At 71.6% G+C, this 11635-nt stretch carries 11 protein-coding genes, 2 tRNA genes and 1 riboswitch; of the genes, 4 read left to right on the forward strand and 9 right to left on the reverse strand.

Annotated elements, in window-relative coordinates:
* Window positions 1-34: 34 nt before the first annotated feature.
* The 5 genes from WD794_11640 to WD794_11660 all read right to left on the reverse strand — a co-directional run bounded on the left by WD794_11640 (window position 35) and on the right by WD794_11660 (window position 2274).
* Window positions 35-107: transfer RNA gene (locus WD794_11640), tRNA-His, on the reverse strand.
* A gap of 26 nt (window positions 108-133) precedes the next feature.
* The gene (gene orn / locus WD794_11645; protein ID MEX2290963.1) at window positions 134-826 is read right to left on the reverse strand and encodes an oligoribonuclease; all 693 of its coding nucleotides are present in this window, start codon (window positions 824-826) and stop codon (window positions 134-136) included.
* Between the two features lie 204 nt (window positions 827-1030).
* Window positions 1031-1103: transfer RNA gene (locus tag WD794_11650), tRNA-Arg, on the reverse strand.
* 249 nt (window positions 1104-1352) lie between these two features.
* The gene (locus tag WD794_11655; protein MEX2290964.1) at window positions 1353-2060 is read right to left on the reverse strand and encodes a CbtA family protein; all 708 of its coding nucleotides are present in this window, start codon (window positions 2058-2060) and stop codon (window positions 1353-1355) included.
* Between the two features lie 13 nt (window positions 2061-2073).
* Window positions 2074-2274 carry a CbtB-domain containing protein gene (locus WD794_11660; GenBank protein MEX2290965.1) on the reverse strand — a complete coding sequence of 67 codons (201 nt, stop codon included), beginning with the start codon at window positions 2272-2274 and terminating at the stop codon, window positions 2074-2076.
* A gap of 48 nt (window positions 2275-2322) precedes the next feature.
* Window positions 2323-2451: riboswitch (cobalamin riboswitch) on the reverse strand.
* A 232-nt stretch (window positions 2452-2683) separates the two neighbouring features.
* On the opposite strand from WD794_11660, the gene ssb reads away from it, so the two are divergent.
* From ssb to WD794_11680, 4 genes are all read left to right on the forward strand, one after another.
* On the forward strand, window positions 2684-3145 hold the full coding sequence (gene ssb, locus WD794_11665; protein ID MEX2290966.1) for a single-stranded DNA-binding protein: 462 nt from the start codon (window positions 2684-2686) through the stop codon (window positions 3143-3145).
* Between the two features lie 145 nt (window positions 3146-3290).
* The gene (locus WD794_11670; GenBank protein ID MEX2290967.1) at window positions 3291-4232 is read left to right on the forward strand and encodes an HDOD domain-containing protein; all 942 of its coding nucleotides are present in this window, start codon (window positions 3291-3293) and stop codon (window positions 4230-4232) included.
* 928 nt (window positions 4233-5160) lie between these two features.
* Window positions 5161-6843 (forward strand): energy-dependent translational throttle protein EttA, encoded by a 1683-nt coding sequence (gene ettA / locus WD794_11675; GenBank protein MEX2290968.1) that lies wholly within the window; start codon window positions 5161-5163, stop codon window positions 6841-6843.
* 80 nt (window positions 6844-6923) lie between these two features.
* Complete coding sequence (locus tag WD794_11680) at window positions 6924-7226, forward strand: VanZ family protein (protein ID MEX2290969.1); 303 nt, start codon at window positions 6924-6926, stop codon at window positions 7224-7226.
* A 38-nt stretch (window positions 7227-7264) separates the two neighbouring features.
* Here WD794_11680 and WD794_11685 read toward each other — a convergent pair whose 3' ends face one another.
* From WD794_11685 to flhA, 4 genes are read right to left on the reverse strand one after another with little or no spacing between them, the layout of a single operon-like run.
* On the reverse strand, window positions 7265-7531 hold the full coding sequence (locus WD794_11685; protein ID MEX2290970.1) for a hypothetical protein: 267 nt from the start codon (window positions 7529-7531) through the stop codon (window positions 7265-7267).
* A complete protein-coding gene (locus tag WD794_11690) occupies window positions 7528-8145 on the reverse strand; it encodes a PilZ domain-containing protein (GenBank protein ID MEX2290971.1) in 618 nt (205 codons plus the stop codon). The genes WD794_11685 and WD794_11690 overlap by 4 nt, the downstream gene beginning before the upstream one ends.
* Before the next feature lies 1 nt (window position 8146).
* The gene (locus tag WD794_11695; GenBank protein MEX2290972.1) at window positions 8147-9586 is read right to left on the reverse strand and encodes a hypothetical protein; all 1440 of its coding nucleotides are present in this window, start codon (window positions 9584-9586) and stop codon (window positions 8147-8149) included.
* Window positions 9576-11630, reverse strand: a complete 2055-nt coding sequence (gene flhA / locus WD794_11700) for a flagellar biosynthesis protein FlhA (protein MEX2290973.1) — start codon at window positions 11628-11630, stop codon at window positions 9576-9578. Before flhA ends, WD794_11695 begins: the two co-directional genes overlap by 11 nt.
* Window positions 11631-11635: the final 5 nt, after the last annotated feature.

Here is an 11635-nt window from a genome sequence, read left to right on the forward strand (position 1 = left end):
CAGCCCGTTGAGGGCTGCTGGCTGAGGTCGTCGGGGTGAGTGACGGGGCTCGAACCCGCGACAACCGGGATCACAACCCGGTGCTCTACCAGCTGAGCTACACCCACCATGGTGCGTGCCGAGCATACCGGCTCTAGTCGGTGACCTTCTCCGCATCCGCCGCCAGTGTCGAGGCCCCGGGCGGGTCGCCGGGCCCCCCAACCCCCCCCCCCCCCGGGGGCAACCCCGATCCCGCCGACAGCCCGGTGGCCAACGCCGCGGCCTGCTCCGAGCTCGGTCCCGGCTGCGGCACGAACATCGCCGCGCGGTAATAGCGCAGCTCCTGCACCGACTCCAGGATGTCGGCCAGCGCCCGATGCCCACCGCCCTTCTTGGGCGCGTTGAAGTAGATGCGCGGGTACCAGCGCCGGGCCAGCTCCTTGATCGAGCTGACGTCCACCATCCGGTAGTGCAGCCAGTCGTCGAGCACCGGCATGTCGCGGGTCAGGAAACCGCGGTCGGTTCCGATCGAGTTGCCGCACAGCGGCGCTTTCTTCGGCTCCGGCACCCACTGCTTCACATAGGTCAGCACCAGGTCCTGTGCCTCCTGCAGCGTTACTGCCGAGGCGAGCACCTCGCCGGTCAACCCTGAGGCGGCGTGCATCTCGCGTACGACGTCCGGCATCCGCTCCAGCTGTGCGGCACTGGTACCGATGACGACGTCGACACCCTCGCCCAGGACGTTCAGCTCCGAGTCGGTCACCAGCGCCGCGACCTCGATGAGCAGGTCCGAGCCCAGGTCGAGCCCGGTCATTTCGCAGTCGATCCACACCAGTCGGTCGCTCATGCGGGAAGGCTACGTCGCCGTCACCACCGGTCTGCGCGCCGGCACCGGCTCGCTCGAGCCAGGCTCGCCACCCGTTCGGGCTACCGCGAAGCGGCAGAGCAGGCGCACAGTGGACCTGCCGCGCCCCTGGTGAGTTCTGATCGGCATCGGGGACGCGGCCTGAGCTCTCAGCAGCGCCGTGCGGCGGCCGAGCCCCCGTGAGCGTGCGCCCGGCAGGATTCGAACCTGCGACCAAGTGCTTAGAAGGCACCTGCTCTATCCCCTGAGCTACGGGCGCGGGGAAGGTTGACCAGGAGGACCGATCTGGTCGACGTTCAACCCTGACCGGACGGGGTCAGGTCCGAGCGGACCTTCGAGATCCTTCAGGAATCGACAAGGAGCCGGCTTGCTCTGTCGGCGATTCTCATGTGCGCAGGCTACCGCCCGACTTCTGGGCTGACCGGTGTGACGCGAGTGGTGCCGGGCAGCGTCGGCGCCTGGCGGCTCACGGAAAGGTACTCCGAGAGCTGCCGAGACCTGACGTCTCTCAGGCGCGCAGGGCTGTGGGGCTGTCCGGCAAAGATGAACTCTGTGCCCGCAGCGACAGCGCCCCGAAGACGGCGCCGAGCGTCGCGTACAGCAGCGCGAGCAGGCCGAGCGAACGGACCCGGAAATCGTAGACGAGCGCAGCAGGCGCCCCCACGGGGTCGTTGTTGTCCGGCAGCAGTACGTATCCCAGCGTTACGGCAGCTACCGCGGCGGCTGTCACCGCCGTCTGGCGCACCGGCGGCGCGACCCCGCGGGCGGTCAGCGCACGCAGCCCCGCGTACGAGGCGGTGACGACGAGGACGCCCAGGGCGACCGCGAGGAGATAGCCGGACGTGCGGCCCGCGAGGGTCTCCGGATCGCCTACCCCTGGGGGGCTCGCGGGGTAGCGCAGCTGTGGGATCAGCGCGAGCGCGGTGAAAGCGCCCGCGGACAGGCCGATGCTGCGCCGCCACGGCGTACCGCCCGGCGGCAGGATGCGGTAGGCGACAGCGAACAGCAGACCGAGGGCCAGGCCGGCGAGCAGGAAGCCGGCGGGCATGCCAAGGAGCTTCTGGGTCTCCCGACTGACGGGGCCGGTGCCGTCAGCCGGTCCTTCCAGGGCGATGGCTGCACTCAGAACCGGCTCGACGAACAGGTAGGCCGCCAACGAGGTGAGCAAGCCGGCGGCGGTGCCACTGACGGCACCGCGAACGAACACGTTGCGCATGTCGGCCGCTGCTCTAGTGGCAGGGAGTGCCGAGCATGTGGCGGGCGTCGTGGAAGAGTTCGTGCACCGTCGAGTCGCCGGCCGCCGCCTTCACCAGCTGGGCCAGCTGGCCCTGGTCGAACGCAACGGCGAACAGCAGGGCGACCGCCATCAGTACGGGCAGCAGGTGCAGCAGTGCCGGGACCGGACGCAGGTGAACTGCCAGCTGGGACATTGGACTCCTACCGGGGTCAGCCGCCCCGCATCGGTGGTGCGACAGCTCGAGTCTCCTGACTCCCGGATCTGCACTCGCCCCCGACCTTCCCGCCCGAAGAGGGCAGTGGCCGAGCGTGGGGGTTCGCTTCCCGGTCACAGTGGCGGGACCGCGCCGGACTCTCACCGGCTTCCTCGTGCGCTGTCGCGTGACCTGCCGACTTCACCACCTGCGGCCGTGAGCGTCAAGACGACTCCTTGTTGCGGCCGTCACGCGGGGGCAGACGGCTTGCATCCCACCCGGCGCTGCCCGTCCACAGGCACGGCTTGTCCACAGGCCGCTGGTGGCTGCTCCCCTGCGGGCGCCGTGACCGGCACCGTCATCGCTGATCCCGGTGGACGAGCCGCCGGGCAGAACCCCGGAGGACCTCGTGCTCGAGCCCACCATCACCGTTGTCGGCAACGTCGGTGCCCCGCCACGCACCCGTGTCGTGGCCGGCGGCGCCGTCGTCACCGACTTCCGCATCGCCTCGACTCCGCGAAAGGTTGACCGGTCCACCGGCGTATGGTCCGACGGGGAGACGATCTGGTTCGGTGTCAGCTGCTGGCGGCTGCTCGCGGAGAACGTCGCGGCGTCCGTCAGGACCGGGGACAGGGTCGTCGTCACCGGCAGGCTGGTCGCGCGCAGCTGGAAGAACGAGCAGGGCGAGGAGCGCAGCGGGCTCGAGGTCGAGGCGCAGACGGTCGGCTTCGACCTCGCGAGAGGCAAGGCGGTACAGGAGCGCTCGGCTCCGCTGGCCGTCACCACCGACCCTGGCTACCCCGTAGTGGAGGCCCCGGAGGAGGTGGACGAGGAGGAGTCCGCGATGGAGCCGCACATGCACGCGGCCTGACCCGTCCGGCCTGACCCGTCCGGCTGAGTCACGGCTCGGCCCCACCCCCACCCGGCGCGCTGGCCCCGGGTTCGCCGTCCGGGTGATGTGCCGCCGGTGGGGCTGGAGGCCTTCAGGTGAAGGGCTTGGTGGGCGATGGAAGAGGATGACCTCGCCCGCACCCGCTCCGCCGGTCTCCGCCCCGCCGGTCTCCGCCCCGCCGCCCGCCGCCCCGCCGCCCGCCGCCCTGCCGCCCGCCGCCCTGCCGCCCGCCGCCCCGCTGCCGCGCGCGGTCCGGATGCTGCTGGGCGACCTGCACCGCCTGCCCGGCCAGCGGCCGGCACTGCTGCGTGTGGTCCAGGTCACCGACGATCCCGACTCCTCCGCGCGTGAGCTCGCGGACGCCGCGGCCCTCGACCCGGCCTTCGCTGCCCGGCTGTTGCAGCTGGCCAACTCCGCCTACTACGGCCGTATGGGCCAGATCACCGCGATCGGACCTGCCGTCAGTGCGCTCGGTGCCGAGACGCTCCGCGGCCTCGCCGTCACGATGGCGCTCGGACTCTCCGGTGAACATGGGCCGTTGCCGCACGGCTTCTGGGATCGGGCGGCGACCACCGCAGCGGCGAGTCGTCTGGTCGCGCCCCGGGTGGGTGCCGATTCAGGGGATGCCTTTTGCGTAGGACTGCTGTGTGAGGTCGGTCAGGCCCTGCTCTTCCGGGCAGCGCCGGAGATGTACTCCACCCTGCTCGCCGCCGGGAACGAGGCGGCCCTGGCCGCGGCAGAGCTGGAGTGGTGCGGCACGACGAACGGCGAGCTGGCCGCAGCCGTTCTGGGCGCCTCCGGGCTGCCGGCACAGGTCTGCCGGGCGATCGCGCGGCACCAAGGCGTGGCGCCGGTTCCTGGTCAGTCTGTCTCGTTCGACCCGCTCACTCGCGCGCTCCGGGCCGGCGTCCTGCTCGCGCGGGCTGTGGCCACCGGCGAGGTCGACGAGAAGACGTCGGACGCATTGGCGGCGGTGGTCGGCGGGACGTTCGACGAGACGATCATGCGCAAGCTCGCGCTGCGCACGGCGGCGCATGCCGCCGCGCTGAGCGCCACGATGCGGTAGGCGGTCTCACGCATCTTCGGGTGCAGTCTGCGGCTGAGCGTGCGCCCTCGGGATGCGTGCGGGTCGCCCTGTGCTGCTGGTCCCGGTCAGGCTGGTTCCCCGTGCTCGGGCCCGAGCTCGTGCCGTTTTCGGTGCCAGCAGCGCCTGATCCGCGCACAGGCGTGGCACCAAGATCCGCCGGGCAGCCCGGCCGGGTAGCCGGGCCGAACGGTATGCGGGCGATAACGGGCGGCTCAGCGACCTTGCAGCAGGTGCAACGGCCAGGACAGCCACTACCGGCACCTTGCGGCGTTGCCGTGGCCAGCCGCCGGCGCACAGCTGCGGGGGCCGGGGCCGGGGCTGGGCTGCCGCGGGGCGGGGCAGGGGCTGGGCTGTCGCGGGGCGGGGCAGGGGCTGGGCTGTCGCGGGGTAGGGCCGGGGCTGCCGCGGGGGCGGGGACCAGCCAGGCGTGGACATGTGCCGCACCGCGGGTGTGCACCACAGGTCAACTTTTTCCGATTGTTGACCTGTGGTGCACACCTCCCGACAACACACACCTCTCCGGACCGGCACACCGCGCTCATGACCAGGCAGCCAGCGCGTTCGATTCGGCCACTCCTCGAGGCCTCTTCGGGTGCAGGCGATGCGCTGAGAGTGCGCGCGCTTGCCAGCCCGGCGAGGTTGCGTCGCCGCACGGCGCGTTGGCGGCCCTGTCAAGGGGCCGGGAGCCGCCGTACGACCCGCCGTCGGGTGCTGAGTCGATCTTCGAGGTCACCTCGAGTACTGGGGACGCCCCGGAAGGCCAGCGGCCCGCCGTGGTGACCCAGGCCACTGCACAGCGCCGCAGCTCCACGTCCGGGGCCCCGCCCCGGAGATGCATGGGGGCGTCCGCCCGTCCCGGTGCTGCTCGACGGGAGCACCGCGTCGTCGCTCCCGTACGCTCGAAGCCATGGCGCAGTTCATCTACCAGATGCAGAAGGTCCGCAAAGCAGTCGGGGACAAGGTGATCCTCGACGACGTGACGCTCGCGTTCTTCCCGGGAGCCAAGATCGGCGTGCTCGGTCCGAACGGCGCCGGCAAGTCCACCGTGCTGAAGATGATGGCCGGCCTGGACCAGCCGTCGAACGGTGACGCCAGGCTCAGTCCCGGCTTCAGCGTCGGGATTCTGATGCAGGAGCCCGAGCTCGACGAGAACAAGAACGTCCTGGAGAACGTGCAGGAGGGCGTCAGGGGCATCCGCGACGTGATCCTGCGCTACGAGGAGCTCAACGAGAAGATGGGCGCGCCCGACGCCGACTTCGAGAAGATTCTCGAGGAGCAGGCGCCGCTGCTCGACGCCATCGAGACCGCCGACGCGTGGGAGCTCGACAGCCAGATCGAGCAGGCCATGGACGCGCTGCGCCTGCCGCCGGCCGATGCCGACGTCAAGGTGCTGTCCGGTGGTGAGCGCCGCCGCGTCGCGCTGTGCAAGCTGCTGCTCGAGGCGCCCGACCTGCTGCTGCTCGACGAGCCCACCAACCACCTCGACGCCGAGAGCGTGTTGTGGCTGGAGAAGCACCTCGCGCAGTACGCCGGCGCGGTGCTCGCCGTCACCCATGACCGCTACTTCCTCGACAACGTCGCCGAGTGGATCCTCGAGCTCGACCGTGGCCGCGCCTACCCGTACGAAGGCAACTACTCCACCTACCTGGAGAAGAAGCAGGAGCGCCTGGCGGTCCAGGGCAAGAAGGACGCCAAGCTGGCCAAGCGTCTGAAGGACGAACTCGAGTGGGTCCGGCAGAATGCCAAGGGCCGGCAGACCAAGAGCAAGAGCCGGCTGGCGCGCTACGAGGAGATGGCCACCGAGGCGGAGAAGAACCGCAAGCTGGACTTCGAGGAGATCCAGATTCCGGCCGGCCCGCGGCTGGGCAGCGTCGTGATCGAGGCCAAGGACCTGCGCAAGGGCTTCAGCGACCGGGTCCTGATCGACGGGCTGTCCTTCACCATGCCGCGCGGTGGCATCGTCGGGATCATCGGCCCGAACGGCGTCGGCAAGACCACGCTGTTCAAGACGATCGTGGGGCTGGAGCAGCCGGACGACGGCGAGGTCCGGGTCGGCGAGACCGTCAAGATCTCCTACGTCGACCAGAACCGGTCCGGCCTCGACCCGAACAAGACGGTCTGGGAGGTCGTGTCCGACGGGCTGGACTACATCCAGGTCGGGGCCCAGGAGATGCCCAGCCGCGCCTACATCGGTGCCTTCGGCTTCAAGGGTCCCGACCAGCAGAAGAAGACCGGTGTGCTGTCCGGCGGTGAGCGCAACCGCCTGAACCTGGCGATGACGCTCAAGGAGGGCGGCAACGTGCTGCTGCTCGACGAGCCGACCAACGACCTCGACACCGAGACCCTCGGGTCGCTGGAGAACGCGCTGCTGGAGTTCCCCGGCTGCGCCGTGGTCATCAGCCACGACCGCTGGTTCCTCGACCGGGTGGCCACCCACATCCTCGCGTGGGAAGGCACCGACGACGACCCGAGCTCGTGGTACTGGTTCGAGGGCAACTTCGAGTCCTACGAGAAGAACAAGGTCGACCGGCTCGGCGCCGATGCCGCCCGGCCGCACCGGGTGACCTACCGCAAGCTCACCCGCGACTGACCACGTCCCGGACGTACGAAGGACGTGCCGTCTGCGGGGCCGGCCCGTCCTTCACTGTTGTCGTCCTGCTCAGCGGTTACGTGCTGTTCGCCCCGACTGCCGGCGGGCCGTCGCTGTTCGAGGGCTCGGACAAGGTGGTCCACCTGGTCCTGTTCGGCCTGTTGGCGGCCACCACCCGGTGGCGGTTCGGTCCGCAGCGGCGCGGCCTGGTGGCCGTCGTGGCGTACGCCGCCGGGAGCGAGGTCGTCCAGGCCGCGCTGCTCACCAACCGCAGCGGTGAGGCATACGACGTGGTCGCCGACCTGCTGGGCGCGGCAGCGGGGTGGCTGCTGGCCCGGCGGCTGCTGGCCCGGCGGCTGCTGGCCCGGCGGCTGCGGCGCTGACCCCCGTGACGGCCGAGGCATACCGGCGCACTGCCAGTTCAGGAGCCGGCGTCCTCCTGCCGCCGTCGCACCTCGGCCCCGTCGGTCCCGCCAGCGCTTCCGGCGTCCTCCTCGACCGGCTCGCGGGCGTAGTTGCGGACCAGCGCGGACAGCAGCGAGCCGCCGCCCCAGGCCAGCAGGAGGGCGGCGGCGTAGCGCAGGCCGGCCTCCGCCGTGCTGAGCTCGCCGGCCAGCAGTGGTGGCAGGACAGGCAGCCACAGGAGCACGGACACCAGCAGCACCAAGCCGCGGACGGCCTCGCTCATGTCCGGCCCACCGCGCGGGCCCGCCGCTGCTGCTCCATCACCCTGCGGTGCAGGACGTCGGCGGTCCGGCCGAGGGCGGCGAAGCGCAGCCGCGCCACCTGCCGGTCATCGCTTCCCAGCTCGACGCTGAGCACCTCGGCTGCCAGCGCGAGCTGGCGCCCGTCCAGCGACAGGTGGAGCTCCACGGTGCCGCCGACGACCGGCGCCTCACCCGGCCGCAGGACGCATCGGGCGCCGCCTTCGCTGAGGTCGACAACGATGGCGCGCCAGCGGTGCTCCGCCTGCGTCAGCTCGACCGGCAGCGCATCGGGGGCGCGTGCGAAGGCCCGTTGCTGGGACACCATCGGGTCGTGCAGCACCTCCAGCTCCCACAGGGGCATGTGGTCCCAGAGCTGCGAGGCCAGCACGGCCGTCAGCTGGTGCAGGCCCGCGCTCGTCTTCCAGCTCAGCACCAGCGTGGTGCCGGCCGGTAGGTCGAGCTCGACGGGTACCGGCTGCCGCAGGACGAGGCAGCGTGGTGGGCGGACGTCGTCGACGATGCAGATCCGGTCCAAGGCGCCGTCGATCGCGACGCTCACCTGCTGACCGGCGACCGGCCAGGTCGGGGCGCGCACGTCAGGCTGCCACGCGGCCGGTCAGCAGCGCGGCCCAGCTCGACGGGGTCGCCGGCTGCTCGCCGAGGCGGGCAACCGGGATGCCCAGCTCCAGCACCGCAGCCGGGTCCGACGTCTCGTCCACCGCGCTGAGGGCCAGCGCGTCGAAGCCGCCGACGGCGCGGGCGAAGGCACCCACGTCGTAGGACTTGCGGGTGGCTTCGACCGCACCCCACGTCGCAGACGCGTCGAGAGCGGAGAGGTAGGCCCGCGCCTGCACGGCGCCGGCTGAGGTCATGGGAGCATCGATCGCGACGATCGTGAGGTTGCGGCGCCGACGCCACGTGGTGCGGCAGGTCTCCGCCGAGTCCACGTCGCGCAGGACCTGGCGCTCGGGCAGGTCGGTCAGTGTCCGGCGGGAGGTGGCCAGCACCACGGCGGACGCGACGGGCAGACCGAGTTCGCGGGCCATCGCCCGAGCCGTCTCGAGCGACTGGGGCAGCGGACCGACGACCGCCAGCACGGCACCCGCCCGGTTGACGAGGGCAGGCACCTCCGGCAGACCGCCCAGGCTCTTCAGGAGTGCGGGGTAGAGGGCATCGTCCGTGCCGAAGGGCTGCAGGTACGCCGGCAGGCCCAGCCGGGCCAGCTGGCCGCCCAGCGTGGAGGCGCCGGGGGCACGCCCGAAGGGCAGGTTCACCGGCAGCGCCACGGGCGCCGTCAGCAGCGCGTCCTCGGAGGTGCGGGCCGCCGGGATGATGACGGGAGCGACCGGACGGGGCTCGAGGAACTGCGGCACCGCGGTCCCCGCCCGCGCCGCCGGCGGCGTGCCGGCCGCGGCATCGAGGTTGGCCAGCAGGGCAGCGAAGGTGCTGCCCTCGGTGGAGACGTGCGCATTCGCGCGGTCGAGGATTCCCAGGTCCGCGGCAGGACGGTCGGCGGGCGCGGGGCCCTGCGCGGCCTCCACGGTGCCCTCCAGCGTCACGGGTGCGACGGCGACCGGAGCGGCGACCGGTGCTGCGGCCGGCTGCGGTGCGGATAGCAGCGGGATCGCGGACGGTCCGGTACCGGTCATCGCCTCCAGGCTCGCGAGCACGGAGGCGAACGACCTGCCCGCGCCGGAAGCCGTGGGGCTGCCGGCCGGCTCGGCCGGGGCGGCGGCCGGGGTCACGGTCGGGGCCGGGGTCGGCTCGGTCCTGGACTGCAGCGACAGCCCGGAGTGCTCACTGTCGCTCACCTGGTCGGCCAGCTCCAGCAGCGACAGCGGCCTGTCGGCCGGCTTGTCGGCCACCGTGGCCGGTGCGTCCCCGACCTCGACGCTGACCTCGAAGCGCTGCTTGGCGAAGAAGCCGGCGATCCCACCGGTGCGCACCTTCTCGGCGCGCACGATGCGGGCACCTGCGCCCAGCTCGTTCTTCACCCTGGCGAGCAGGGCCTCCAGGTCCGGTCCCTCAAGCTGCAACTGCGTGGGCACCTGTCACGACTCCGATCGTGTCGAGCTGAAGCTGGTCGGCCAGCTCCGCGTAGGAGAGAACGGGCAGCCGCGGCGCGGCGGTCCTGGTCAGCTTGCGGACGGCGGGCCGCAGTTGCGGCGAGCAGACGAGCACCGGGCGTTCGCCGCGCTGCTCGGCCTGCTGGGCCTGGTTGGCGACACCGAGGACGAGCCGCTCGGCGTACGCCGGGTCCAGGGCCAGGAAGCTGCCACCGTCGCCGGGTCGCAGGGCCTCGAGCATCGCGTGCTCGGCCAGCGGCTCGAAGGTCAGGACGGGCAGCCGGCCGTCGACGGCGTAGGCCATCGAGATGGCCGCCCCCAGGTTGGCGCGCGCAGCCTCCACGAGGGCCTCGGGGTCCTTGGTCGCGCGGGCCCGCTCGGAGATCGCCTCGAAGATGCGGACCAGGTCGCGTACGGCGACCTCCTCCTCCAGCAGCCCCTGCAGGACCCGCTGGATCTCGCCCAGGGTCAGCTGCGCCGGGGTGAGCTCGTCGACCACGGTCGGGGCGCTGCGGCGCACCATGTCGACCAGCATCTTGACGTCCTCGCGGCCCAGCAGGCGGGAGGCGGAGGTACGCACGACCTCGGCCAGGTGCGTGGTGATCACCGAGGCGCGGTCGACGACCGTGCAGCCCATGATCTCGGCCTGCTGCTGGAGTTCGCTCGGCACCCACTTGGCGGGCAGGCCGAAGACCGGCTCGCGGGTCACGACGCCGGGCAGCGCGGTCAGGTCGTCGCCGATCACGAGGACGGATCCGGTGGGCGCCTCGCCCCGGCCGGCCTCGACCCCGTGCACCTTGATCGAGTAGTGGTGCGGCGGCAGGTCCAGGTTGTCCCGGGTGCGCACGAGCGGGATCACGATGCCCAGGTCGAGCGCCAGCTTGCGGCGCAGCGAGCGGACCCGGTCGAGCAGGTCGCCGCCCATCGACGGGTCGACGAGCTCCACCAGGTCGTACGCGACCTCGAGCTCGAGGGGCTCGACCCGCATGTCGTTGGCCAGCGCCTCGGGGGAGTCGGGGGAGGCGGCCGGCAGCTCCGGGGTCTGCGCCTCGGCGGCGCTGGCGGCGGCCTGCTGGTCGTCCGGCAGTCGCATGGAGATGATCAGCACCGTGATCCCGACGAGCAGGAAGGGGAACTTCGGGAGCCCGGGCACGAGGGCGAGCAGGCAGACGGCGCCGCCGGCCATCCGGACCGCCGAACGCTGCCGGCCGATCTGGCCGAGCAGGTCCGATCCCATGTCGCCGTGGGTGGCCGAGCGGGTGACGATCAGGCCGCTGGCGACGGAGATGAGCAGCGCCGGGATCGCCGTGACCAGGCCGTCGCCGATGGTGAGCAGGCTGAAGGTGGAGATCGCCTCGCTCATCGGCATGCCCCGCTGGGCGACGCCGATGAGGAAGCCACCGAACAGGTTGATCGTGGTGATCAGGATGCCGGCGATGGCGTCGCCCTTGACGAACTTGGAGGCACCGTCCATCGCGCCGTAGAAGTCGGCCTCCGCGGCGACGTCGGCCCGACGCTGGCGGGCCGTGTCCTCGTCGATCAGGCCGGAGTTGAGGTCGGCGTCGATGGCCATCTGCTTGCCGGGCATCGCGTCGAGGGTGAACCGGGCGCCGACCTCGGCGACCCGGCCGGCACCGTTGGTGATGACGACGAACTGGATCACCATCAGGATCAGGAAGATCACCAGGCCGACGATGAGCGAGCCGCCGATGACGAACTCGCCGAAGCTCTCGACCACCTTGCCGGCGTAGCCGTCCAGCAGCACCAGCCGGGTCGAGCTGACGTTGAGCGCCAGCCGGAACATGGTGGCGACCAGCAGCAGCGCCGGGAAGATGGCGAAGTCCAGCGGGCGCTTCGCGTACATGCTGACCAGCAGGATCAGCAGCGCGCCGGTGATGTTGACGACGATCAGCAGGTCCAGGACGAACGCCGGCAGGGGGACGACCATCATCAAGACGATGGCGACGACGGCGGCGGGTATTGCCATGTGGCCGAAGCGGCTCTTGCTCTTCAAAGGTC

It is taken from the genome of Mycobacteriales bacterium, assembly GCA_040902655.1.
In the GTDB taxonomy this organism is placed as follows: Bacteria; Actinomycetota; Actinomycetes; order Mycobacteriales; family SCTD01; genus SCTD01.

Coding starts and splice junctions, on each gene's coding strand:
- orn (MEX2290963.1), bottom strand. CDS start 826: ATGAGCGACCGACTGGTGTGGATCGACTGCGAAATGACCGGGCTCGAC.
- WD794_11655 (MEX2290964.1), bottom strand. CDS start 2,060: ATGCGCAACGTGTTCGTTCGCGGTGCCGTCAGTGGCACCGCCGCCGGC.
- WD794_11660 (MEX2290965.1), bottom strand. CDS start 2,274: ATGTCCCAGCTGGCAGTTCACCTGCGTCCGGTCCCGGCACTGCTGCAC.
- WD794_11670 (MEX2290967.1), top strand. CDS start 3,291: ATGACCTCGCCCGCACCCGCTCCGCCGGTCTCCGCCCCGCCGGTCTCC.
- ettA (MEX2290968.1), top strand. CDS start 5,161: ATGGCGCAGTTCATCTACCAGATGCAGAAGGTCCGCAAAGCAGTCGGG.
- WD794_11685 (MEX2290970.1), bottom strand. CDS start 7,531: ATGAGCGAGGCCGTCCGCGGCTTGGTGCTGCTGGTGTCCGTGCTCCTG.